Annotated in this window: 23 protein-coding genes and 2 tRNA genes; 15 read left to right on the top strand and 10 right to left on the bottom strand. The window is 72.8% G+C overall.

Annotation, left to right across the window (positions count from 1 at the left end; genetic code table 11):
- The first annotated feature begins 11 nt into the window (after positions 1 to 11).
- The 4 genes from ELQ39_RS04265 to ELQ39_RS04280 are packed head-to-tail and all read left to right on the top strand — an operon-like array spanning position 12 to position 4,519.
- Positions 12 to 887 (top strand): Cgl0159 family (beta/alpha)8-fold protein, encoded by an 876-nt coding sequence (locus ELQ39_RS04265; RefSeq protein WP_190001758.1) that lies wholly within the window; start codon positions 12 to 14, stop codon positions 885 to 887.
- Between the two features lie 37 nt (positions 888 to 924).
- Positions 925 to 1,818, top strand: coding sequence for a 5-deoxy-glucuronate isomerase (gene iolB, locus ELQ39_RS04270; RefSeq protein ID WP_190001757.1), 894 nt, complete (start codon positions 925 to 927; stop codon positions 1,816 to 1,818).
- A complete protein-coding gene (gene iolD, locus ELQ39_RS04275) occupies positions 1,815 to 3,686 on the top strand; it encodes a 3D-(3,5/4)-trihydroxycyclohexane-1,2-dione acylhydrolase (decyclizing) (RefSeq protein WP_242591055.1) in 1,872 nt (623 codons plus the stop codon). Before iolB ends, iolD begins: the two co-directional genes overlap by 4 nt.
- 47 nt (positions 3,687 to 3,733) lie before the next feature.
- The gene (locus ELQ39_RS04280; RefSeq protein ID WP_242591056.1) at positions 3,734 to 4,519 is read left to right on the top strand and encodes a GntR family transcriptional regulator; all 786 of its coding nucleotides are present in this window, start codon (positions 3,734 to 3,736) and stop codon (positions 4,517 to 4,519) included.
- A 15-nt stretch (positions 4,520 to 4,534) separates the two neighbouring features.
- Here ELQ39_RS04280 and ELQ39_RS04285 read toward each other — a convergent pair whose 3' ends face one another.
- Entirely contained in the window at positions 4,535 to 5,515 is a 981-nt protein-coding gene (locus tag ELQ39_RS04285) for an aldo/keto reductase (protein ID WP_242591057.1), read from the bottom strand.
- A gap of 227 nt (positions 5,516 to 5,742) precedes the next feature.
- Here ELQ39_RS04285 and ELQ39_RS04290 point away from each other — a divergent pair, with 227 nt between their 5' ends.
- Complete coding sequence (locus tag ELQ39_RS04290) at positions 5,743 to 6,648, top strand: endonuclease/exonuclease/phosphatase family protein (protein ID WP_443334329.1); 906 nt, start codon at positions 5,743 to 5,745, stop codon at positions 6,646 to 6,648.
- 65 nt (positions 6,649 to 6,713) lie between these two features.
- Here ELQ39_RS04290 and ELQ39_RS04295 read toward each other — a convergent pair.
- Positions 6,714 to 6,787: transfer RNA gene (locus ELQ39_RS04295), tRNA-Pro, on the bottom strand.
- Positions 6,788 to 6,914: 127 nt separating this feature from the next.
- On the opposite strand from ELQ39_RS04295, the gene ELQ39_RS04300 reads away from it, so the two are divergent.
- Both ELQ39_RS04300 and cobF read left to right on the top strand, forming a co-directional pair.
- On the top strand, positions 6,915 to 7,460 hold the full coding sequence (locus ELQ39_RS04300; RefSeq protein ID WP_242591059.1) for a DUF309 domain-containing protein: 546 nt from the start codon (positions 6,915 to 6,917) through the stop codon (positions 7,458 to 7,460).
- A 42-nt stretch (positions 7,461 to 7,502) separates the two neighbouring features.
- Positions 7,503 to 8,279, top strand: a complete 777-nt coding sequence (cobF, locus tag ELQ39_RS04305) for a precorrin-6A synthase (deacetylating) (protein ID WP_242591060.1) — start codon at positions 7,503 to 7,505, stop codon at positions 8,277 to 8,279.
- A gap of 33 nt (positions 8,280 to 8,312) precedes the next feature.
- Here the strand turns inward: cobF and ELQ39_RS04310 are convergent, their stop codons facing one another.
- Positions 8,313 to 9,122 carry a cobalt-precorrin-6A reductase gene (locus tag ELQ39_RS04310; protein ID WP_242591061.1) on the bottom strand — a complete coding sequence of 270 codons (810 nt, stop codon included), beginning with the start codon at positions 9,120 to 9,122 and terminating at the stop codon, positions 8,313 to 8,315.
- Between the two features lie 116 nt (positions 9,123 to 9,238).
- Between ELQ39_RS04310 and ELQ39_RS04315 the strand changes: the two genes are divergently transcribed.
- Positions 9,239 to 10,642, top strand: a complete 1,404-nt coding sequence (locus ELQ39_RS04315) for a diacylglycerol/lipid kinase family protein (RefSeq protein WP_242591062.1) — start codon at positions 9,239 to 9,241, stop codon at positions 10,640 to 10,642.
- 51 nt (positions 10,643 to 10,693) lie between these two features.
- On the opposite strand, the gene ELQ39_RS04320 is transcribed toward ELQ39_RS04315, so the two are convergent.
- Positions 10,694 to 11,467 (bottom strand): sulfite exporter TauE/SafE family protein, encoded by a 774-nt coding sequence (locus ELQ39_RS04320; RefSeq protein WP_225629058.1) that lies wholly within the window; start codon positions 11,465 to 11,467, stop codon positions 10,694 to 10,696.
- Positions 11,468 to 11,557: 90 nt separating this feature from the next.
- On the bottom strand, positions 11,558 to 12,745 hold the full coding sequence (locus ELQ39_RS04325; RefSeq protein ID WP_242591063.1) for a thiolase family protein: 1,188 nt from the start codon (positions 12,743 to 12,745) through the stop codon (positions 11,558 to 11,560).
- Positions 12,746 to 13,019: 274 nt separating this feature from the next.
- Between ELQ39_RS04325 and ELQ39_RS04330 the strand changes: the two genes are divergently transcribed.
- From ELQ39_RS04330 to ELQ39_RS04350, 5 genes are all read left to right on the top strand, one after another.
- Entirely contained in the window at positions 13,020 to 13,502 is a 483-nt protein-coding gene (locus ELQ39_RS04330) for a ferritin-like domain-containing protein (protein WP_190001747.1), read from the top strand.
- A 43-nt stretch (positions 13,503 to 13,545) separates the two neighbouring features.
- On the top strand, positions 13,546 to 13,878 hold the full coding sequence (locus ELQ39_RS04335; RefSeq protein WP_190001746.1) for a DUF3140 domain-containing protein: 333 nt from the start codon (positions 13,546 to 13,548) through the stop codon (positions 13,876 to 13,878).
- A 2-nt stretch (positions 13,879 to 13,880) separates the two neighbouring features.
- Entirely contained in the window at positions 13,881 to 14,543 is a 663-nt protein-coding gene (locus ELQ39_RS04340; protein ID WP_242595540.1) for an endonuclease, read from the top strand.
- A 139-nt stretch (positions 14,544 to 14,682) separates the two neighbouring features.
- Positions 14,683 to 15,495 carry an SAM-dependent methyltransferase gene (locus tag ELQ39_RS04345; RefSeq protein ID WP_190001745.1) on the top strand — a complete coding sequence of 271 codons (813 nt, stop codon included), beginning with the start codon at positions 14,683 to 14,685 and terminating at the stop codon, positions 15,493 to 15,495.
- A gap of 31 nt (positions 15,496 to 15,526) precedes the next feature.
- Positions 15,527 to 16,054 carry an NUDIX hydrolase family protein gene (locus ELQ39_RS04350; RefSeq protein ID WP_006130344.1) on the top strand — a complete coding sequence of 176 codons (528 nt, stop codon included), beginning with the start codon at positions 15,527 to 15,529 and terminating at the stop codon, positions 16,052 to 16,054.
- Positions 16,055 to 16,134: 80 nt separating this feature from the next.
- On the opposite strand, the gene ELQ39_RS04355 is transcribed toward ELQ39_RS04350, so the two are convergent.
- The 4 genes from ELQ39_RS04355 to ELQ39_RS04370 are packed head-to-tail and all read right to left on the bottom strand — an operon-like array spanning position 16,135 to position 20,390.
- Positions 16,135 to 17,313, bottom strand: a complete 1,179-nt coding sequence (locus ELQ39_RS04355; RefSeq protein ID WP_242591064.1) for an ABC transporter ATP-binding protein — start codon at positions 17,311 to 17,313, stop codon at positions 16,135 to 16,137.
- A gap of 25 nt (positions 17,314 to 17,338) precedes the next feature.
- Entirely contained in the window at positions 17,339 to 18,172 is an 834-nt protein-coding gene (locus tag ELQ39_RS04360) for a carbohydrate ABC transporter permease (RefSeq protein ID WP_190001743.1), read from the bottom strand.
- Positions 18,172 to 19,092, bottom strand: coding sequence for a carbohydrate ABC transporter permease (locus ELQ39_RS04365; RefSeq protein ID WP_242595541.1), 921 nt, complete (start codon positions 19,090 to 19,092; stop codon positions 18,172 to 18,174). The genes ELQ39_RS04360 and ELQ39_RS04365 overlap by 1 nt, the downstream gene beginning before the upstream one ends.
- Before the next feature lie 5 nt (positions 19,093 to 19,097).
- Positions 19,098 to 20,390: an ABC transporter substrate-binding protein gene (locus ELQ39_RS04370; RefSeq protein ID WP_242591065.1), complete on the bottom strand. Its 1,293-nt coding sequence runs from the start codon at positions 20,388 to 20,390 to the stop codon at positions 19,098 to 19,100.
- Between the two features lie 197 nt (positions 20,391 to 20,587).
- Here ELQ39_RS04370 and ELQ39_RS04375 point away from each other — a divergent pair, with 197 nt between their 5' ends.
- Complete coding sequence (locus tag ELQ39_RS04375) at positions 20,588 to 21,193, top strand: dihydrofolate reductase family protein (RefSeq protein ID WP_242591066.1); 606 nt, start codon at positions 20,588 to 20,590, stop codon at positions 21,191 to 21,193.
- A gap of 86 nt (positions 21,194 to 21,279) precedes the next feature.
- Here ELQ39_RS04375 and ELQ39_RS04380 read toward each other — a convergent pair.
- A tRNA-Pro gene (locus ELQ39_RS04380) sits at positions 21,280 to 21,353 on the bottom strand.
- 149 nt (positions 21,354 to 21,502) lie between these two features.
- On the opposite strand from ELQ39_RS04380, the gene ELQ39_RS04385 reads away from it, so the two are divergent.
- Positions 21,503 to 22,210, top strand: coding sequence for a transketolase (locus ELQ39_RS04385; RefSeq protein WP_225629062.1), 708 nt, complete (start codon positions 21,503 to 21,505; stop codon positions 22,208 to 22,210).
- The last annotated feature ends 3 nt before the right edge of the window (positions 22,211 to 22,213 follow it).

The raw sequence follows: 22,213 nt of genomic DNA on the forward strand, positions 1-22,213 counted from the left end.
GGAGCCCTTCCTTGAAACTCAGCATCCCCGAGCTCACCACGGTCCGCGCCCGGCATCCCGAGGCCGTCGCCGAGGCGGCCGCCCGCCGGGCCCGCCGTCCGCTGATCGGCGACAGCGGACGGCTGATGATCGTGGCCGCCGACCACCCCGCGCGGGGCGCGCTCGGCATAGGCGACCGGCGCCTGGCCATGGCGGACCGGGCCGACCTGCTGGAACGCCTGTGCGTCGCGCTGTCCCGGCCGGGCGTGGACGGGGTGCTGGCCACCGCCGACATCCTCGAGGACCTGCTTCTGCTGGGCGCGCTGGAGAACAAGGTCGTCATGGGGTCGATGAACCGCGGCGGCCTGGCCGGTGCGTCCTTCGAGATGGACGACCGCTTCACCGGCCACCGCGCCGAGGACATCGAGCGGCTCGGTTTCGACGCGGGCAAGCTGCTGGTCCGCATCGACTACGACGACCCCGGCTCGCTCACCACCCTGGAGGCCTCCGCCCGCGCCGTCGACGCGATGGCCGCGCGCCGGCTGCCGGTGTTCGTGGAACCGTTCATCTCCCGCCGGGTGGACGGCCGGGTCCGCAACGACCTGTCCGCCGAGGCCGTCACCCGCTCCATCGCGATCGCCTCCGGGCTCGGCGGCACCTCCGCCTACACCTGGCTGAAGCTTCCGGTCACCGAGAACGTCGACGACATGGACGACGTGCTGCGCACCTCGACGCTGCCGGTGGTGCTGCTCGGCGGCGAGGTCGGCGACCAGGAGGCGGCCTACGAGCGGTGGGGCAAGGCGCTGCGGCTGCCCACCGTGCAGGGCATGGTCGTCGGCCGCTCACTGCTCTACCCGGCCGAGGGCAGTGTGGAGACGGCGGTGGACACGGCCGTCGGCCTGTTGTGACAAGCCCGTACGACGACGCACGCAGACGGAGGCACGCATGACCCATCACCTTCCCGCGGGCAAGGCCGCCGCCGGCCCGTACGCCGTGGACGTGAGCCCGGACAGCGCCGGCTGGGGGTACTCCTCGCTGCGGGTGCTGCGGCTGGAGCCGGGCGGCTCGCACACCTTCGACACCGGGGACGGCGAGTGGATCGTGCTGCCGCTGGCCGGCGCGTGCACGGTCGCCTCGGACGACGACTTCGGCCACGAGGAGTTCGCGCTGACGGGCCGCACCAGCGTCTTCGACGGCGTCACCGACTTCGCCTATGTGCCGCGCGATGCCCGGGTCACCGTGTCCTCGGCGGAGGGCGGGCGGTTCGCGCTGACCGGCGCCCGCTGCTCGCGGCGGCTGCCCGCGCGGTACGGGCCGGCCTCGGACGTGCCGGTGGAGCTGCGCGGCACCGGGAACTGCTCCCGCCAGGTGAACAACTTCGGCGCGGCGAGCGTCTTCGAGTGCGACAAGCTGATCGCGGTGGAGGTGCTCACCCCGGGCGGCAACTGGTCGTCGTTCCCGCCGCACAAGCACGACGAGCACCGGCCGGGCGAGGAGTCGGTGCTGGAGGAGATCTACTACTTCGAGTTCGCCCCCCACGACGGCACGCCGGGCCTCGGCTACCAGCGGGTCTCCCCGTCCGGACCCGGCCGCGACACGGACGTGCTGGCGGAGGTGCGCGACGGCGACGTCGTCCTCATCCCGGACGGCTGGCACGGCCCGTCCATGGCGGTGCCCGGCCACCACATGTACTACCTGAACGTCATGGCGGGACCCGAGGCCGAGCGGGCCTGGCTGATCTGCGACCACCCCGACCACGCCTGGATCCGCGACACCTGGCCCGAGCAGCCCGTCGACCCCCGACTCCCCCTCTACACCGCACCGGAGAGGTCCGCATGAGCGCCACCACCCGCCGACTGACCACCGCCCAGGCCCTGGTGCGGTTCCTGTCCGCGCAGTACACCGAGCGGGACGGCGTGCGCCGCCGGCTGATCGCGGGCACCTGGGGCATCTTCGGCCACGGCAACGTCGCCGGTCTCGGGCAGGCGCTCGTCGAGTATCGCGACGCGATGCCGTACCACCAGGGACGCAACGAGCAGTCGATGGTGCACGCGGCCGTCGGCTACGCCCGCCAGCTCAACCGCCTCTCGGCGCAGGCGGTGACCACGTCCATCGGCCCCGGCGCGACCAACCTGGTCACGGGCGCCGCGCTCGCCACCATCAACCGGCTGCCGGTGCTGCTGCTGCCCGGCGACTACTTCGCCTCCCGCGCGGCCGATCCGCTGCTCCAGCAGCTGGAGCACCCCGTCGAGGCCGACGTGTCGGTCAACGACACGCTCCGCCCGGTCTCCCGCTACTTCGACCGGATCACCCGCCCGGAGGCGCTGATCGCGTCCGCGCTGAACGCGATGCGGGTGCTCGCCGACCCCGCCGAGACCGGCGCCGTCACCCTCGCGCTGCCGCAGGACGTGCAGGCGGAGGCGTACGACTGGCCGGAGGAGTTCTTCGCCGAGCGGGTGTGGACGGTGCGGCGGCCCGCCCCGGACCCGGTGGAGCTGGACGCGGCCGTGGCGGCCGTACGGGCGGCACGACGGCCGCTGGTCGTCGCGGGCGGCGGGGTGCACCACAGCGAGGCCGAGGACGCGCTGCGGGCGCTGGTGGACGCCACCGGCATCCCCGTCGCCTCCACCCAGGCCGGCAAGGGCTCCCTGCGCCACGACCACCCCGCCGACCTGGGCGGCATCGGCCACACCGGCACCGCGGTGAGCGACGCGCTGGCCCGCGACGCCGACGTGGTGATCGGTGTCGGCACCCGCTACACCGACTTCACCACCGCCTCCGGCACCCTGTTCCGGAACCCGGACGTCACGTTCGTGAACCTCAACATCACCGGCTTCGACGCCCACAAGCTCGCCGCCCGAAGCCTCGTGTGCGACGCGCGCACCGGTCTGGAGCGGCTCAGGGAGGCGCTCGCCGGGTACCGCGTGGACGAGAGGTACGAGGCGGAGTACCGGGAGGGAAAGGAGCGCTGGGACGAGGTCGTCGAGGCGGCCCTGCGCGCCGACGACGACACCGCCGTGCCGACCCAGACGCAGGTGCTGGGCGCGCTGGACGCGGTGGTCGGCGACGACGACGTGGTGATCAACGCGGCCGGCTCGCTCCCCGGCGACCTGCACAAGCTGTGGCGCGCCCGCAGCCCCCGCCAGTACCACCTGGAGTACGGCTACTCCTGCATGGGCTACGAGATCCCGGCCTCGCTCGGCGTCCAGCAGGCCGCGCCCGGCACGCCCGTCTGGGCGCTCGTCGGCGACGGCACGTATCTGATGATGCCCACGGAGATCGTCACGGCCGTCCAGGAGGGCCTGCCGGTCAACGTCGTGCTCGTCCAGAACCACGGCTACGCCTCCATCGGCGGCCTGTCCGAGGAGACCGGCGGCGAGCGCTACGGCACCGCCTACCGCCACCGCGCCGCCGACGGCTCCTTCACCGGCGCCCCGCTGCCGGTGGACCTCGCGGCGAACGCGGCCAGCCTCGGCATGGACGTGCTGCGCGCCAAGACGGTGCGGGAGCTGCGCACCGCGCTCGCCGAGGCCCGCGCCTCGGACCGTCCGACCTGCGTGTACGTCGAGACCGACCCGGCGCCGACCGCTCCCCCGGCCGAGGCGTGGTGGGACGTGCCGGTGGCGGAGGTCGCCACCCGCGAGGCCGCCGTCCGGGCCCGCGAACGGTACGACGCCCAGGTCGCCGGGCGCCGCCGCCACCTGTGAACCCGTCCCCGCGCTCCGACCGGGAGCCCCGACAGGAAGGCACGTCCATGGCGAGGACCGTTGACCCCGCACGCGCCGCGGCCGGACCGGCGACGCACTCCCTGGACTTCGCCCTGGACCGGGGCAGTCCGGTGCCGTTGTACTACCAGCTCGCCCAGCAGCTGGAGACGGCGATCTCCAGCGGGGTGCTCGCGCCCGGCGACCTGCTGGGCAACGAGGTGGACCTCTCGGTGCGTCTCGGACTGTCCCGGCCGACCGTCCGCCAGGCCATCCAGTCCCTGGTCGACAAGGGGCTGCTGGTCCGGCGGCGCGGGGTTGGCACGCAGGTGGTGCACAGCCAGGTGCGCCGCTCCCTGGAGCTGACCAGCCTCTACGACGACCTGGAGGCGGCCGGGCAGGCGCCGACCACGGAGGTGGTCCGCAACGAGACCGTCCCGGCGCCGCCCGGTGTGGCCGCCGCCCTGGGGCTGCCCGAGGGCGCCGAGGTGATCGTCCTGGAGCGGCTGCGGCGCACCCACGGCCTGCCGGTCGCCCTGCTCGGCAACTACCTGCCGTCGGGCCTGCTCGACCTGGACGGCGACCGCCTGCAGGCGACCGGCCTGTACCGGATGATGCGCGCGGCGGGCATCACCCTGCACAGCGCCCGCCAGAGGGTCGGCGCCCGCTCGGCGACCGCGGAGGAGGCGTCCCGCCTGGACGAGGAGGAGGGCGCGGCGCTGCTCACCATGCAGCGCACCGCGTACGACGACACGGGCCGGGCGGTGGAGTACGGCAGCCACATCTACCGCGCGTCCCGGTACTCCTTCGACTTCCAGTTGCTGGTCAGACCGTGAGGCGGGGGCGGCGGGTCAGTGCGCGGCGTCCAGCCGGGCCCGCTGCTCCTCCGACAGTTCCAGGTCCACCGCCGCCAGATTCTCCTCCAGTTGAGCCAGTGACGACACGCCGGTCAGCGGCAGAATCGGCAGTTCGTGACCGATCTGCCAGGCCAGCACCACCTGGCCCGGAGTCGCCCCGGTCTCCCGGGCGACGTCACGCAGTACCGCGAGGCGGGCGGGGGTGCCCGGGTGGTCGTAGTCGCCGGGCAGGCGTTCGGGGCGGGCGTAGGCGCCCTTGAGCAGCGGCGAGTAGGCGACCAGGGTCAGCGCGGGCTCGGCGCGCAGGTAGCCGGCCAGTTCGGCGCCCGCGTGGCCGAGGCTCCCGTCGGGGAAGAGGTCGTCGGGGACGTCGGCGCGGGGCCGCAGGTAGCTGTGCTGGTACTGCAGGACCTCGTAGCCGGGCAGTCCGGCCGCCGCCGCGAGGGCGCGGGCCCGCTCCACCCGCCAGACGGCCTGGTTGCTCACGCCGAGCAGCCCCACCGTGCCCTCGGCGACCAGGGCCCCGAAGCCCTCGACGGTCTCGCGCTGGGGGACGGTGTGGTCGTCGATGTGCGCGTACAGCAGGTCCAGCCGCTCCATGCCGAGTTTCTCCCGGCTGCGTTCGGAGGACTCCCGGATCACCTTCGCGGACAGGCCCTCGGGGTTGTCCGTGTAGCTCGTGCCGGGGGCGAGGGGGCGGGCGCCGAGCTTGGTCGCGACGACGATCTCGGCGCCGGCTCCGCGGCTGCGGCGCCAGCGGCCGAGCAGTTCCTCGCTCTGCCCGCCCTGGCCGCCGTCGGTCCAGAAGGCGTAGTTGTCGGACGTGTCGATGAAGTTCCCGCCGGCCTCGACGTAGCGGTCGAGCAGGGCGAAGGAGGTCTTCTCGTCGGTCACCGACCCGAACAGCATCGCGCCGAGCGCGAGCACGCTCACCTCGCGGCGGTTCGGGCCGGTGCCGATGGTGCGGTACTTCATGCCTGATCCCTCCCGTTTCCCGCCCCGCTTCCGGGGCACGGACCGGGAGTCTTCCTCTTGAAGAGCGCTCCAAGTCAAGCGCTCTCGGGGCTCATCGAGCCGTCGGCAACTGATCCGCCCCGTGATGCGTCCTGGACGACGGGTCGAGGGGACGGGAGACACGGGTGGAGCGAGCAGCCGCGCAGTCCGCGGGAGCGTGGTGCCGAGGGGTGCGGTCGCGGGGGCGGGTGCCCGCGGTTCTCGCGGTGCTGACGGCGGGGCTGCTCGCGTTCCACCGGACGGTGCCGAACACGCCGGGCCGGGTGGGGAGCCTGCTGGAGTCGTTCCTGCCCTGGCTCGGCCTGGCGGTCGTCCCCCTGCTCTTGTACGGCCTGGTGCGCCGTACGCCCGTCGTCCTGGTGGCCGTACTGCTGCCCGTCGCGGCGTGGACGCGTCTCTTCGGTGACCTGCTCCTGCCCGCGGACCCGGCCGGGCCGCGCGACCTGGTCGTGGTGCAGCACAACGTCTCCGACATCAACCCCGACCCTGCGGACACGGCCCGCGCCCTCGCGGGCTCCGGCGCGGACCTGATCGCGCTGGAGGAACTGGTGCCGGACGCGCTGCCCGCGTACGAGCGGGTCCTCGCCCCGCGCTATCCGCACCACGTGGTGCGGGGCACCGTCGGGCTCTGGTCGCGCCATCCGCTGAGCGGCGCGCGGACCCTGGACATCAAGCCGGCCGACCTGACCGGGCCGTGGAGCCGGGGACTGCGGGCGGTGGCCGCCACACCGCACGGGGAGGTCGCGGTGTACGTGGCGCACCTGCCGTCGGTGCGGATCGTGCCGCGCGGGATGACGTCCGGCCGGCGCGACGAGAGCGCCGTACGGCTGGGGCGGGAGGTGGCGGCGGAGCCGGTGGGGCGGGTGGTCCTGCTGGGCGATCTGAACGGCACGGTCGGCGACCGGGGTCTGGAGCCGCTGACGTCCCGGCTGGAGGTGCCGCGGCGCGGGTTCGCGTTCAGTTTCCCGGCGGGGCTGCCGCTGGTGCGGATCGACCAGGTGATGGCCCGCTCGGCGACGGTGGCCGGGATCGGCACCCTGCCCGCCACGGGGAGCGACCACCTGCCGGTGCGGGCCCGGATCGCGCTCGACTGAGGCGCGGACGCGAAAAGGCCGTATCGGAAACTCCGATACGGCCCGACGACCTGCTCTGTCGCAAGTCGGGACGACAGGATTTGAACCTGCGACCCCTTGACCCCCAGTCAAGTGCGCTACCAAGCTGCGCCACGTCCCGGTGCGCGTCGCGCGGGTGAACCGCGTGATCGCGCGATGAGCACTTTACCGCACACCCGGCGCCGGACCGAAGCCGGGCCGGGGCCTGGGCATGGGCGGGCGCGCCGGGCCGGGGCACAATCGGCCGTATGGGCACCACGGACAGCACATCCACCGGCAACCGGTCCACCGGCCGCGCGGCCGCCGGACGGGACCGCGACGACGAGGGCCGGGCGCGCAACGCCCGTCCGCGGGACGGACTCGGGCGGCCCCTGCCGTACGGCGAGGAGGGCGTGCCCCGGCAGCCGGAAGGGGTGGTGCGGCGGCCGGAGGAGAGCGTCGCCGAGGCGCAGCGGCTGCTGGACGAGGGCAAGCCGTTCCACGCGCACGAAGTGTTCGAGGACGCCTGGAAGTCGGGTCCCGAGGAGGAGCGGGAGCTGTGGCGGGGGCTGGCCCAGATGGCGGTGGGGCTCACCCACGCCGCGCGCGGCAACGTGACCGGCGGGGCGCGGCTGCTGCGGCGCGGGGCGGGCGCGGCCGAGGAATGGGCGGCGGGCGGTGAGCTACGGCCGCACGGGATCGACCTGCCGTCGGTGATCGCCTGGGCGCGGGAGCTGGCGGCGGACGTGGAGCGCGGGGAGGGCGCTTCGGTGGACGCGGGCGCGCGGGCGCCTCGGCTGCGGGGCGTCACCTGACCTGGGTGCGGGGCGGCCGGAGGCGTGCGGCAGACTCGGGGCGTGCGGACTCTTCATGTGATCGGTATCGGCGCGGGCGACCCCGACCAGCTCACCCTGCAGGCGGTCAGGGCCATGCGGGACACGGACGTGTTCTTCCTGCTCGACAAGGGCGAGGCGAAGGCCGACCTGACGCGGCTGCGCAGGGACATGCTGGAGACGCATCTGGCGGACCGGGCGTACCGCGTCGTGGAGGCGCGTGACCCGGAGCGTGACCGTTCGGCGGGCGGCTCGGCCTACTCCCCCGCCGTCGGCGACTGGCGCAGCGCCCGCGCCGACATCTACGAGCGGCTGATCTCCGAGGAGCTGGGCGAGCAGGAGACCGGCGCGTTCCTCGTGTGGGGCGACCCGGCGCTGTACGACAGCACGCTCGGCATCCTCGAGGAGGTGCGGGAGCGGGGCACGGTCGCCTTCGCATACGACGTCGTCCCGGGCGTCAGCAGCGTCTCGGCCCTCGTCGCCCGGCACCGCACGGGCCTCAGCCGGGTGGCGCGCCCGGTGCAGATCACCACGGGACGGCGGCTCGCGGAGGAGGGCTTCCCGGAGGGCGTGGACGACGTGGTGGTGATGCTGGACGCGCATCAGCGCTTCCGTGCCTTCGCCGACGAGGACGTCGACATCTACTGGGGCGCGTACATCGGCACCCCGGACGAGATCCTGGTCTCCGGTCCGGTCGCCGAGGCCGCCCCGCGCATCGAACGGCTGCGGGCGGAGGCGCGGGAGCGCAAGGGCTGGATCATGGACACCTATCTGCTGCGCCGCTCCCCCGGCGAGCGCTGACGCCTGCCCGGCGGTCAAGCCGGACGACGGGCGTCAGCGCCTTGCGGCGCACATCGGCGGCGTCCGGTCGGACGGGCGCCAGGCCTGCCCGGAGGGTCCCGCGAGGACCTCGTCCAGCCGGTCCAGCACCCCCCGCACGTCCGGGAGCGCGGTCAGGCCCTCCGGCAGGGGCGGGCGGCGGACGACCACGACGGGGAGGCCGAGGTCGCGGGCGGCGGTGAGTTTCGCCGATGTCGCCGCGCCGCCGCTGTCCTTCGTCACCAGCACCTCGACGCGGTGCTCGCGCAGCAGGGCCGTCTCGTCGGCCACGGTGAACGGGCCCCGTGCCAGCAGGACATGCGTGTGCGGGGGCAGCGGCGGCTCGGGAGGCTCGACCGACCGTACGACGAAGGCCGTCTCCGTGAGCCCGGCGAAGGCCGCGAGGCCGAGACGCCCGGTGGTCAGGAACACCCGGCGCCCGAGTGAGGGCAGCGCGGCGGCGGCCGCCTCCAGGGAGGGGACCGGGTGCCAGCGGTCGCCGGGTCCGGGCCGCCAGCCGGGGCGGCGCAGCACCAGCAGGGGCACCCGGGCGGCGGCGGTGGCGGTGGCCGCGTTCGCGGTGATCGTCGCGGCGAACGGGTGGGTCGCGTCGACGACGGCGTCCACGCGCCGCTCGCGGAGCCAGGCCGCGAGTCCGTCGGGGCCGCCGAAGCCGCCGACGCGTACCTCGCCGTCGAGCGCGCCCGGCCGGGTCACGCGTCCCGCGAGCGAGGTCGTGACCCGGGTCGCGGGGCGGGCGGCCAGCGCGGCGGCGAGCCGGCGTGCCTCGGTGGTGCCGCCGAGGATCAGCACGTGCGGGGGCATGCGGCGAGCGTACGGGGAGGGGACGCTGCACCCGACGGCGGCCCGTGCCCCGATCGCCGTCGGCCCGCACTCCTGTGCTGTTCGCCCTACGATGACGCCGGGCGACCTAAGGAGTCATGGGCGTGGACTGGAGCAGGCGTGGCTATCACGCCCAGCGGTGGGCGGCGCGGGGGGCGCTGCTCGCGGCGGCGCTCGCCGTGGCGGCCCCGTTGGTCTACGGCGGGCTGCGCGGACTCCTGCTGCTGATGCTGGGCGCGGTGGGGCTGGGGCTCAGCGCGGCCGCCGTGTGGTGGACGCTGACGTTGCGCGGGCCGTTGCGGTGGGGGGCCGCGCTCATCGCCGTGTGCGTGCCGGCGGCGCTGCTGGCGTTGTTCGCGGTGACGCTGTTCTGGGCGCTGCTGGTGTCGCTGGCGCTGTGGGTTCTGGCGGTGTGGAGCGGCAGGTACGCGCTGCGCGGCACGGGCGGGCACACCCCGGTGCGGGAGCGGCGTCTGCCGCCGCCCCGGAAGCCGGTGCTGATCATGAATCCGCGCTCGGGCGGCGGCAAGGTGGGGCGGTTCCGGCTGCGGGAGAAGGCGGAGCGGCTGGGCGCGCGGGTGGTGCTGCTGGAGCCGGGGCAGCAGCACGACGTGACCGAGCTGGCCCGGCGTGCCGTCGCGGACGGCGCGGACCTGCTGGGTGCGGCGGGCGGCGACGGCACCCAGGCGCTGGTCGCGGCCGTGGCCGCGGAGCACGACGTCCCGTTCCTGGTGATCAGCGCGGGCACCCGCAACCACTTCGCGCTCGATCTGGGCCTGGACCGGGGAAACCCGGCGGCGTGTCTGGACGCGCTGACGGATGGCGTGGAGCTCCGGGTCGACCTGGGGTTCGCCGGGGAGCAGCCCTTCGTGAACAACGCGTCGTTCGGCGCGTACGCGGCGATCGTGCAGAGTCCCGCGTACCGGGACGACAAGATCGGCACGAGTCTGGAGATGCTGCCGGACCTGCTCACCGGTCAGCAGGGACCCCGGCTGGTGGCCCGTGCCGGCGACACCACGCTGACGGCTCCGCAGGCGGTGCTGGTCAGCAACAACCCGTACCGCACGGGCGATCCGTTCGGGCTCGGGCGGCGCGAGCGGCTGGACTCGGGGACGCTGGGCGTCCTCGGGGTGAGGGTGGAGGGCGCGATCAGCGCGGCCGCGCTGCTGCTGAACCCGGATCCCGCGGGGCTGACGGTGCTGACCGCGCCGGAGGTGGTCGTCGAGGCGGACCGGGACGAGATCGAGGCGGGCGTCGACGGCGAGGCGATGGTGCTGGCCGCGCCGGTCCATTGCCGCATCGCCCCGGGCGCCCTCCGCGTCCGGGTCCCCCGCAAACGCCCGGGCGTCATCCCCGGCCCACCCCGCCTGGACTGGCGCCGCCTCCGCAAACTGGCCGCGACGGTAGGCCGCACGGCGGCCCCCTCCCACCTCCACAGGCCCCGCCACAGGCCGCGGAGGCCGGAGGACCACCGGGAGACCACACCCCCGGCCGGCCCGTGAGCCGCGCCGTCCAGCCGGACAAGGCAGCCGCCCAGGTGGGATCCCGGGCACTCAGCGCAGCAACAACTGCAGTCCCCCCACCACGGTCGCCGCGATGACCAGTTGTTCGAACAGCCGCTGGTTGATCCGCGTCACCGCCCATGTGCCGAGCAGCGCCCCCGGCACCACGAACAGCACCAGCGCCGCGTCCAGCAGCAGCGAGTCGGCGTCGATCAGGCCGAGGCCCGCGCTGAAGGGCAGCTTGGACGTGTTGACGATGAGGAAGAAGAAAGCCGACGTGCCCAGGAAGCCCAGCTTGCGGAAGCCCGCGGAGAGCAGGTACATCGACATCACCGGGCCGCCCGCGTTGGCGACCATGGTGGTGAAGCCGCCGAGGACGCCGTAGGAGCGGGCCTTGACGCGGCCGGCCCGGGTGACCACCCCGTCGGGTTCGTCCTCGGTGTCGGCGCGGCGCCGCCGCCACACCGTGACCCCGGCCATCAGCAGCAGGATCGCCCCGATCGAGGTCCGTACGATCCCGTCGTCCGCCCACATGAGGAAGACCGTGCCGACGGCCACGCCCGCCGCGACGGCGGGGAACAGCCGCCACAGGGTGGGCCAGTGGGCGTGCCGCCGGTAGGTCAGCACGGCGAGGACGTCCCCGGCGATCAGGATGGGCAACAGCACGCCGGTGGACGCGCGGGCGGGCAGGACGGCGGCGAACACGGCGAGACTCACCGTGTTCGCGCCGCTGACGGCGGTCTTGGAGAACCCGACGAGCAGAGCCGCGAAGGCCAGCGCGGCGAATTGCCAGCCGGTGAGGTCCCAGAGGGTCATGGTGTTCATGCGGCGACCGATGCTACGTGCATGCATCGGCCGCCGGTAAGGCGTGTCCCACCTGGTGACCGCTCGGGCGGGCGCCGCGACGGCCGCCCGTCAGTCGCGTTCGACCAGCACCGCGCTGCCCTGGCCGACACCCACGCACATGGTGGCGAGGCCCCGTCCCGCGCCGGTGCGGCGCATGCGGTGCAGCAGGGTGGTGAGGATGCGGGCGCCGGAGCAGCCCAGCGGGTGGCCGAGCGCGATGGCGCCGCCGTCCGCGTTCACCCGCTCCGGGTCGATGCCGAGCTGGTCGACGCAGGCCAGGGCCTGGGCGGCGAACGCCTCGTTGAACTCGGCCTCCTGGACGTCCCCGATGTCCCAGCCGGCGCGGGCGAGCACCTTGCGGGTGGCGGGGACGGGGCCGATGCCCATGACGTCCGGGTGGACGCCCGCCGAGCCGCCGGCGACGTAGCGGCCGAGGGACTCCAGGCCCAGGTCGTCGAGGGCCTCCTCGCTGACGAGGATCAGCCCGGCGGCGCCGTCGTTCATCGGGGAGGCGTTGCCCGCGGTGACCGAGCCGCCCGCGCGGAACACCGGCTTGAGCCGGCCGAGCTTCTCCAGGGAGGTGTCCTCCCGGACGCACTCGTCGGCGTCGACGACCACGCCGTCCGGGCGGGTCACCGGCAGCAGTTCGTCGTCGAAGTGGCCGTGTCTGCGGGCCTCGGCGGCGCGCCGGTGGCTGCGCAGCGCGAACTCGTCCTGCCGCTCGCGCGAGATGCCGTACCGTCCGGCGACCTCCTCCGCGGTCTCGCCCATCGCCAGCAGGCCGTGGAGTTCCTTCATCGCCGGGTTGACGAGCCGCCAGCCGAGACGCGTGTCGTAGGTCTCGATGCGGTGCGGGAGGGCCTCGTCCGGGCGGGGCAGCACGAAGGGGGCGCGGCTCATGGACTCGGAGCCGCCGGCGATGACGATGTCGGCCTCGCCGGCCGCGATGGTGCGGGCGGCGGTGGTGACCGCCTCCAGGCCCGAGGCGCAGAGGCGGTTGACGGTGGCGCCGGGGACGGACTCGGGAAGGCCGGCGAGCAGGGCGGCCATGCGGGCGACGTTGCGGTTGTCCTCGCCGGCCTGGTTGGCGGCGCCCCAGTAGACGTCGTCGACGCGGGCCGGGTCCAGCGCGGGCACGTCCGCGACCAGGCCGCGGATCACCACGGCGGCGAGGTCGTCGGGCCGTACGCCGGAGAGGGCTCCGCGCAGTTTGCCGATGGGGGTGCGGCGGGCGGCCGCGAAGTGGACGGGACGCAACGGGAACTCCTGATCCGTGAGCCGACGGCCGGGCTGCCGATCGGCGGCCCACTTAATTAGCACCGCTAGTTTCGGACTATAGACCGCGCCACCCCTCCCGGGGAAGATCTGGAGGTCACGGCCGGTCCCGCCGTACCGCCGGCCGGGTTTGTCCCGGAAGGCCGGGGGCACCCGCGCGTTCACGGAGTGGTCGCGGAGCGCGGCCCGCGCCGGCGTCGCCCGCGGGGCCCCGCCCTCGCGCCACGAGCGCATCAACTGGGAGGAACACCACTTCATGACCGTCGTGAGGAGCACGCTTCCGGACGAGGCCCGCCGCATTTCCGGCGAGGCCCTCCAGGAGACCCTGATCGACCTGCTCGGACTGTCCCTGATCGGCAAGCAGGCGCACTGGAACGTCGTGGGACCGCGGTTCCGCTCGGTGCACCTGCAGCTGGACGAGGTGGTCTCGGCCGCGCGCACGCACGCCGACACGGTGGCGGAGCGCGCCTCGGCCATCGGCGTGCCGCCGGACGGCCGCCCGGAGACGATCGCCAAGGTCTTCGCCCTGCCGGCGCCCGCGGAGGGCTGGCTGCGCGACTCGGAGGCCGTCGAGGTGATGACCGACGCCCTCGGCGCGGCCATCACGCGGCTGCGCGAGCGGATCGACGCCACCGAGAAGGCCGACCTGGTCACGCAGGACCTGCTGATCTCCGTCACCGCCGACCTGGAGAAGCAGCGCTGGATGTTCGAGGCGGAGAACCACCCCCGGGAGTCCTGAGGGATCCCCGGACGCACGACGCACGCGGACGAAGGGGCACACGATGACCGACGCCCTCGAAATGGACGCGCTGTGGGAGGACTTCCACCGCGCGGTGAACATGACGTCGGCGGAGCTGGCCGCCTGGCTGCGGGTCGGTGACGCCGGCGAGACGACGGAGCCTCTGCCGGACCGGGCGGGCAGCGAGACGGGACAGCACGTCCTGGCCATCCTGCAGAAGCGCCGCACCGACCTCACCGAGGACGACCTGCGGGTGATGGAGGAGGTCGTCGACGCCGTCGCCGAGGAGACGGACCCGGAGAACGAGCCGGTGGCCGGGGACACCGCACGCCGCCACCGTCTGATGACACTGGGCCACGACCCGCTCAAGGCGTGACCGTGGCCGGCCGCGACGACGAACGGGCCGTGGTGCGCGTCCTCGTCGACGCGCACGGCGAGACGTACGCGCACGAGGCGGGCATCGCCCTGCGGAACACGCCCCAGCCGCTGTACCGGCTGCTGGTGCTGGCCCATCTGCTCAGCGCGCGCATCCGGGGGTCGGTCGCCGTGGCCACCGCCCGTGCCCTGCACGAGGCGGGGCTGCGCGACCCCCGCCGGATGGCCGACGCGCGTTGGCAGGAGCGGGTCGACGCCCTCGGCCGGGGCGGCTACCGGCGCTACGACGAGCGCACCGCCACCCAACTCGGCGAGGCCGCGGAGCTGTTGCTGGACCGCTGGGGCGGCGACCTGCGCCGGCTGCGCGCGGAGGCCGACGGTGACGTGGACGAACTGCGCCGTCTGCTCCAGGAGTTCCCCGGCATCGGCCCGACCGGAGCGGCCATCTTCCTGCGCGAGGTGCAGGCGGTGTGGCCCGAGGCGGCCCCGCTTGTGGACGCCAAGGCGCTGCAGGGCGCCCGGCGGCTCGGGCTGCCGGAGGACCCGGACCGGCTGCTCGGCCTCGCGGGCCGGACGGAACCGGCCGTGCTGTCCTCGGCGCTGGTGCGCGCGGCGCTCGACAAGGACGTCGTCGAGGACACCCTGCGCAGAGCGGAGTCCCGCTGACCCTCGCTCAGCTTCCGTACGGGGTCGCCCCTGTTCACGGGGCGACCCGGTCCGTTCCCGGGACAAGGTGATCACCGCGATGCACAATGGCCGGGTCGGCCCGTACGGGCAGGACGCGGGCGAGGGAGAGGGAGAGACCGTGAGTGAGAGCCACACCCCGACGAGCGGCTCGGCGAGACTGAACACCGGTGTGGCGCACAACGCGCGCGTGTGGAACTACTGGATCGGCGGCAAGGACAACTACGAGGTCGACCAGCAGGTCGGTGACCACGTCGCGTCCATCAACCCGGTGATCCGGGACATCGCCCGCGCGGACCGGGACTTCCTGGGCCGCGCGGTGACGTACCTGACGCGCGAGCGAGGGGTGCGGCAGTTCCTCGACATCGGCACGGGACTGCCGACGGCGGACAACACCCACGAGATCGCGCAGCGCATCGCGCCGGACGCGCGGATCGTCTACGTCGACAACGACCCGATCGTCCTCGTCCACGCCCGGACCTTGCTGACCGGCACGTCCGAGGGCGCCACCGACTACATCGACGCGGACGTCCACGACCCGGACGCCATCGTGGAGCGGGCGTCCGCGACGCTGGACTTCTCGAAGCCGGTCGCGGTGATGCTGCTCGGCATCCTCAACTTCGTGCTGGACACGGACAAGGCCCGGGAGATCGTGCGCCGCATCATGGCGGAGGTGCCCTCGGGCAGCTTCCTGGTGCTCACCCACCCCACGTTCGACCCCGAGGTGGGCGGGGAACTCCAGGTGCCGGCGATGGAGTTCTGGAACGCGAACGCCACTCCCCCGATCACCGCCCGCGGCGCGGCGGACATCACCGCGTTCTTCGACGGACTGGAGCTGGTCGAGCCCGGTCTGGTCTCCTGCTCGCAGTGGCGCGCCGAACCCGGCGCCGATCCGGTGGTGCCGCAGTACGGCGCGGTGGCCGTGAAGCCCTGACCCTCGAAAGTATGATCAAGCAATGTCTGACATGACCGAGACCACGCCGGGCTGGCTGTCCTCCGACGATCTGGAGCAGGCACGCGCCCAGATGCCGATCCTGTACGTCGAGGCCGTCCCCGTGCGTGTGGACGACAGTGGTGAGGTCACCAGTGTCGGTCTGCTGCTGCGCATCGGGCCCGACGGGACGGTCAGCCGGACCCTGGTCTCCGGCCGGGTGCTGCACCACGAGCGGGTGCGTGACGCGCTGCTGCGTCATCTGGAGAAGGACCTCGGCCCGGTGGCGCTGCCCCGGGTCCCGGCGTCGTTGCAGCCGTTCACGGTCGCGGAGTACTTCCCCACCCAGGGCATCACGCCGTTCCACGACCCCCGGCAGCACGCGGTGTCGCTGGCGTACATCGTGCCGGTGACCGGTGACTGCCGGCCCCGGCAGGACGCGCTGGACCTGGTGTGGTTCACCCCGCAGGAGGCCGTGTCGCGGGCGGTTCAGAGCGAGATGCCGGGCGGGCACGGGGTGCTGCTGAAGCAGGCGCTGGCGCACGCGGGCTGCGTGATCTGACCGCGCCGCGCCGTCCGGACCTCCCTCGCGGGGCGGCCCGGACGGCGCGGTCGGTACGGCGCGATCCGTACGGAGAGGGCTCAGTTCTCCGGGTGGGTGAGGTTGGCGCCGTTCTTCGGGTCGAAGACGTGCGCCTTGGACAGGTCCACGCGGAGCTCGATCGGCTGTCCCTCCCGGGCGCGGGTCGCCGCGTCCAGCCGGGCCACGATCTGCTGGTCCCCGCCGGCGCCGGTGTCGGCCAGGCCCGAGTCCGTGGCCAGCTCGTCCAGTTCGGCGGTGCTCACCGGGCCGCCCTCGGCGGTGAAGTAGACGTAGGCGTCGGAGCCCAGCGACTCCAGCACGTCCACGGTGACGGTGACCGCCGGGCCTCCGGTGTCGCGGGCGAGGCTCGCGTCCTCGAACGCCTCGGGCCGCAGTCCCACGATGACTTCGCGGGGCGCGTCCCGCCGCTCCAGCTCCCGGCGCATGCGGTCGTCCAGAGGCAGGTCGCCGAGCGGGGTGTGCAGGGTGTCGGGGGTCAGGGACGCCTGGACGAAGTTCATCGACGGGGAGCCGATGAACCCGGCGACGAACAGGTTGCGCGGCATGTCGTACAGCTCGGCGGGGGTGCCGACCTGCTGCACCAGGCCCTGGCGCATGACGACGACCCGGTCGCCGAGGGTCATGGCCTCGGTCTGGTCGTGGGTGACGTACACGGTGGTGGTGCCCAGGCGGCGCTGGATGCGGGAGATCTGGGTGCGCATCTGCACGCGGAGCTTGGCGTCCAGGTTGGACAGGGGCTCGTCCATGAGGAACGCCTTGGGGTCGCGGACGATGGCCCGTCCCATCGCGACCCGCTGGCGCTGGCCGCCGGAGAGGTTGGACGGTTTGCGGTCCAGGAACTCCACGAGGTCGAGCACCCGGGCGGCCTCCTCCACCTTGCGGTCGACGGTGGCCTTGTCGACCTTGGCCAGCCGCAGCGGGAAGCCCATGTTCTCCCGCACGCTCATGTGCGGGTAGAGGGCGTAGCTCTGGAACACCATGGCGATGTCCCGTTCCTTGGGCGCGAGGTCGTTGACGACCTGCCCGTCGATGCGCAGGGTGCCCTCGGTGATGTCCTCCAGGCCCGCGATCATGTTCAGGGTGGTCGACTTGCCGCACCCGGACGGACCGACCAGGATCACGAACTCACCGTCGGCGATGTCGAGGTTCACGTCCCGCACGGCGAGGGATCCGTCGGGATAGCGCTTGGTGACTCCCTCGAGGACGATCTCGGCCATGGGTGCTGCCTCCTTGCCTTCGGGCTCATCCCTTGACCGCGCCGGAGGTCAGGCCGGCGACGATCCGCCGCTGGAAGAGCAGGACGAAGATGATGATCGGGATGGTGATCACCACGGCGGCCGCGGCGATCGATCCGGTGGGCTGCTGGAACTGCGAGCTGCCGGTGAAGAACGCGATCGCGGCGGGGACCGTGCGCGCGGACTCGGTGGAGGTCAGCGAGATCGCGAAGAGGAAGTCGTTCCAGCAGAAGATGAACACGAGGATGGCGGTGGTGAACACGCCGGGCGCGGCGAGCGGCACGATGACCATCCGGAACGCCTGCGCGGGCGTCGCCCCGTCCACCTTGGCCGCCTTCTCCAGGTCCCAGGGGATCTCCCGGAAGAACGCCGACAGGGTGTAGATCGCCAGCGGCAGCGAGAAGGTCATGTACGGGATGATCAGCCCGGGCCAGGTGTCGAAGATGCCGATGCTCCGCTCGATGTTGAACAGCGGTGACACCAGGGAGATCGGCGGGAACATGGCGATGAGCAGCGACATGCCGATGAGCACCTGCTTGCCGGGGAACCGCAGCCGGGCGACCGCGTACGCGGCCATGGTGCCGAGCACGACCGCGATCAGTGTGGCGATGAGCGCGATGCCGATGGAGTTGATCAGGGCCCGGGTGAACTCGGAGGTCTGGAAGATCCCCCTGTAGTTCTCCCAGGTCCAGTCGGTGGGGATGTAGCTGCCGTCGGTGAGGGTGCTGGGCGCCTTGAACGACAGTGCGACGATCCACCACACCGGGAACAGGGCGTACAGGACCACCACGACATTGACGACGCCCCATCGCGTCGCGTGCGACCTGCCGACGGCGGCCATCAGCGCTTCACCTCCGTGCCCGGTGCGGCGGCGCCGAACAGCTTGACGAAGGTGAAGGCGATGATCCCGACGCAGATGAAGATGAGGACCGAGATCGCCGACCCGATGCCCAGGTTCAGCGCGGTGAACAGGTTGTCGTAGCCGAGGATGGACAGGGATCCGGTGCCGTGGGCGCCCGCGGTCAGGACGTAGATGTTGTCGAAGATCCGGAAGGCGTCCAGGGTGCGGAAGAGCAGGGCGACCAGGATCGCCGGTTTCATCAGCGGCAGCATCACCTTGGTGAACCGCTGCCAGGGGGTGGCTCCGTCGACCATCGCGGCTCTCAGCGTCTCTTCGGGGACCAGGGCGAGGCCGGCGAGCAGCAGCAGCGCCATGAAGGGGGTGGTCTTCCACACCTCGGCCAGGATGATCAGCCACAGGGCGGGCCACTGCTCGGTGAGCGGGGCGTCCCCGCTGGGCAGCAGCCCGGCGAGATAGCCGAGTTCGGGGGTCCATGCGTACTGCCAGGAGAAGGCGGCGACGACGGTGACGATGCCGTACGGGATGAGGACGGCGGTGCGGACCGTGCCGCGGGCGAAGATCGTGCGGTGCATGACCAGGGCGAGGCCCATGCCGAGGACCAGTTCGATGGCCACGGACACCACGGTGAGGAACAGCGTCACCCAGAAGGCGTCCCACCAGAACGGGGAGGTCAGCACGGCCCCGTAGTTGCTGAGGCCGGTGAACTCGGCGCGGCCGGGAAAGCGCAGGTCGTAGCGCTGGAGGGAGAGGTAGACCGCGTAGCCGATCGGGTAGGCGGTCACGGCGAGCATGACGATCACGGCCGGCGCGCACAGCAGCCAGCCGAGCCGCCGTTCCTGCCGGGCGCCTGCCGACAGGGCCTTCTTGTTCCGCGCTTCGTCCTGCGCCGGCTGTGCCATGGTGCTCACGGGATCACACCCTCGGATCGCAGGGCCTCGTCGATCTGCTCCCTGATGGTGGAGACGTCGCTCTCCGGCCGGATGCCGGAGGGCGGGGACAGGGTGTGCGAGACGGCGATCGACACGTTCTGGTAGGCGGGGGTGAGCGGCCGTACGCTCGCCGTCTCGAGGGAGGCCAGGACCTCCTTGGAGAACGGGTACTCCTTCATGAACTCCGGCTCGTCGTAGATGGCGCGCAGGGTGGGCGGCAGTCCGCCCTTGAGCGCGGCGTTGAGCTGGTTCTCCCGGTCGCGCAGGCACAGGGCCGCGTCGAAGGCCAGGTTGGGGTGGCGGGAGTAGGCGCTGACGGCGAGGTCGATGCCGCCGATGGTGGGACGCGAGGGACGGCCGGCGTCCACGCGGGGGTAGACCGCCCAGCGGAAGTTCTTGAAGAGCGTGGGGTTGTTGCTCTTCATCGACGGATAGACGAACGGGTAGTTGATCTCGAAGGCGGCGACTCCCGACTCCATGGCGAGCCGGTTCTGGTCCTCCATCTGGTTGGGCAGGGAGGGGTCGGCGGCCGGGGAGCGGGCGAGGTCCCGCATGATCGAGGCGGCCCTCACGGCGGGCGGGCCGAGGGAGGGCTCGGTGGCGCTCGGGTTGAGGATGGAGCCGCCGGCGCTGTTGATCAGGGAGTTGAACCAGACGGTGAGGCCCTCGTACTGGGCGCCCTGGATCTCGACGAAGTGCGGTTTGCCCTGCCGGGCCAGGTCGCGGGACATGTCCAGCATCTCCGCCCAGGTCGTGGGCGGCTTCGGCACGAGGTCCCTGCGGTACCAGAGCAGCTGGATGTTCGTGTTGTACGGGACGGCGTAGAGCTTTCCCTTCCAGGTCGCCGTCTGGACCGGCACGTCGAGGGTGCCCTCGGTGGCCCGGCGCTTGCTCTCACCGGTCCACTCCCTGATCCAGCGGGCCTCGGCGAACTCGGCGGCCCAGGTGACGTCCAGGCCCAGGATGTCGAGGGAGTCGTCCTCGGCGGCGAGCCGCCGCACCATCTGCTGCCGCTGGCCGTCGGCCGCGCGGGGCAGCTTGTTGTAGACGATCCGGTAACGCCCCCCGGACTCGCGGCTGCACCGGTCGGCGGCCTCCTGGAGGGCGCCGGAGTCGTCGGGGAAGTTGTACCAGTTGAGGGTGGGGCGGGAGCTCTCGTCGTCACCGCCGCAGGCGGCGAGCGTCGAGGCGAGCACGGTCAGGGCGAGCAGCGCCCGCGCGCGCCGCCGCGTTCTGTGACGTCCGCACCTCGCGTGCAATCGCTCCACACCTCGCTTCCGGTACGGCGCACGGGCGTCGGAACCCGCGACGGTGTCTCCGCCGGAACGTTAGATAGTTACGAAAGCGACATCAAGGACATACACGGACGATTCTCCTGGCGTCCGGACCGATGAGTTCTCGGCTCCCCGCCGGTCCGCACTCATGACACCTCAGGACTCATGACACCTCAGGAAGGGACAACGCCATGTCGGAGCTTCTCGTCGACTTCATCACCTCCCTCGACGGCTACGCGTCGGGAGAGGGGTGGCCCGGGTTCTGGGGCCTCGAAGGCCCGGAGTACCTCGCCTGGCTCGGCGAGCAGCCCAAGGTCACCTACCTGATGGGAGCGAACACCTACCGCCTGATGTCGGGCTTCGCCGCGGGCGACGTCCCGGCCGGCCAGGACGAGTTCAGGGCCGAGGAACAGGAGTCCGTGGACGAGCTCACACAGGCGCCCAAGGTGGTCTTCTCCTCCTCTCTGGAGGAGCCGCTGACGTGGGCGAACTGCACGCTCGTCCGCGACGACGCCGTGGAGACCGTCCGCGCCCTCAAGGAGAGCGAGCCGGGGATCCTCAGCACGATCGGCAGCCTCAGCCTCTCCCGGTCCCTGCTGCGGGCCGGTCTCGTCGACCGCTTCCGGGTGGTGATGTTCCCGGTGATCACCGGGGCCACGGGCGCGGAGCGCATCTACGACGGCTATCCGGACGTGGCCCTGGAGATGACCGGGAGCCGTGCCTTCGACGGCCGCACCCAGTTGGTCGAGTACAGGCCCCGGGTGCTGGAGCACCCGCCCCTCGGCGCGCCCGCCTGACGTCGCCCCGTCCGCCGGGGCGGACACGCGTCAGGGCCGGTTCCGGATGTCATCCGGAACCGGCCCTGATCCACGACTCGCACACGTCGGGACGACAGGATTTGAACCTGCGACCCCTTGACCCCCAGTCAAGTGCGCTACCAAGCTGCGCCACGTCCCGTTGCCCGCCTGACCTGGGGATTCCCCCGGCCGAACGCGCACGGAAACCATACCGCACTCGGGACGGTGATCGCGCATCCGTTTCCCCGCGCACGACACCTCCGGGTGACACTTGACCTCAAGTTTGGTCGAGGTCGCACGATCGACGGCATGACGATCACCGAGCAGCGCACGCAGACGTACGGATACACCGATCTCCCGGGCCTGATGGGGCTGATGACCGGGGACGAGAAGCACGGGCCCGCCGCGACGTCCACGCTGGACGTGCTGTGGGTCCTGTACGACCGGGTGCTCCGGGTCGGACCGGGGAACGCCGGCGATCCCGGACGGGACCGGTTCCTGCTGTCGAAGGGCCACGGGCCGATGGCGTACTACGCCGTCCTCGCCGCCAAGGGGTTCCTGCCGGCGGACTGGCTGCCCGGCTTCGGCTCCTACGACTCCCCGCTCGGCCATCACCCGGACCGGACGCTGGTGCCGGGCGTGGAGATCGGCAGCGGGTCGCTGGGGCACGGGCTGCCGATCGCCGTGGGCACGGCGCTCGGGCTGCGCGCCCAGGGGCTGCACGACCCGGCGGTGTGGACGCTGATCGGGGACGCCGAACTGGACGAGGGCAGCAACCACGAGGCGATCGCCTTCGCCGGCCCCGCGGGCCTGGACCGGCTGCACACGGTCGTCGTCGACAACTCCTCGGCGTCGTACGCCCGTCCGGGCGGGATCGCCGCGCGGTTCGAGGCGGCCGGATGGTCCGCCCGCACGGTCGACGGCCGTGACCACGAGGCGCTGTACGCCGCGTTCACCGCCCCGCACCCGGGCAGACCGCACGTGGTCGTGGCCCGGGTCGAGCCCAAGAACGCGTGAGCG

Origin of the sequence: Streptomyces sp. GB4-14, assembly GCF_022696125.1 — a bacterium.
Classification (GTDB): Bacteria; Actinomycetota; Actinomycetes; order Streptomycetales; family Streptomycetaceae; genus Streptomyces; species Streptomyces werraensis.

Coding starts and splice junctions, on each gene's coding strand:
- iolB (WP_190001757.1), top strand. CDS start 925: ATGACCCATCACCTTCCCGCGGGCAAGGCCGCCGCCGGCCCGTACGCC.
- iolD (WP_242591055.1), top strand. CDS start 1,815: ATGAGCGCCACCACCCGCCGACTGACCACCGCCCAGGCCCTGGTGCGG.
- ELQ39_RS04280 (WP_242591056.1), top strand. CDS start 3,734: ATGGCGAGGACCGTTGACCCCGCACGCGCCGCGGCCGGACCGGCGACG.
- ELQ39_RS04285 (WP_242591057.1), bottom strand. CDS start 5,515: ATGAAGTACCGCACCATCGGCACCGGCCCGAACCGCCGCGAGGTGAGC.
- ELQ39_RS04300 (WP_242591059.1), top strand. CDS start 6,915: ATGGGCACCACGGACAGCACATCCACCGGCAACCGGTCCACCGGCCGC.
- ELQ39_RS04310 (WP_242591061.1), bottom strand. CDS start 9,122: ATGCCCCCGCACGTGCTGATCCTCGGCGGCACCACCGAGGCACGCCGG.
- ELQ39_RS04315 (WP_242591062.1), top strand. CDS start 9,239: ATGGGCGTGGACTGGAGCAGGCGTGGCTATCACGCCCAGCGGTGGGCG.
- ELQ39_RS04320 (WP_225629058.1), bottom strand. CDS start 11,467: ATGAACACCATGACCCTCTGGGACCTCACCGGCTGGCAATTCGCCGCG.
- ELQ39_RS04330 (WP_190001747.1), top strand. CDS start 13,020: ATGACCGTCGTGAGGAGCACGCTTCCGGACGAGGCCCGCCGCATTTCC.
- ELQ39_RS04335 (WP_190001746.1), top strand. CDS start 13,546: ATGACCGACGCCCTCGAAATGGACGCGCTGTGGGAGGACTTCCACCGC.
- ELQ39_RS04350 (WP_006130344.1), top strand. CDS start 15,527: ATGACCGAGACCACGCCGGGCTGGCTGTCCTCCGACGATCTGGAGCAG.
- ELQ39_RS04355 (WP_242591064.1), bottom strand. CDS start 17,313: ATGGCCGAGATCGTCCTCGAGGGAGTCACCAAGCGCTATCCCGACGGA.
- ELQ39_RS04360 (WP_190001743.1), bottom strand. CDS start 18,172: ATGGCCGCCGTCGGCAGGTCGCACGCGACGCGATGGGGCGTCGTCAAT.
- ELQ39_RS04365 (WP_242595541.1), bottom strand. CDS start 19,092: ATGGCACAGCCGGCGCAGGACGAAGCGCGGAACAAGAAGGCCCTGTCG.
- ELQ39_RS04375 (WP_242591066.1), top strand. CDS start 20,588: ATGTCGGAGCTTCTCGTCGACTTCATCACCTCCCTCGACGGCTACGCG.
- ELQ39_RS04385 (WP_225629062.1), top strand. CDS start 21,503: ATGACGATCACCGAGCAGCGCACGCAGACGTACGGATACACCGATCTC.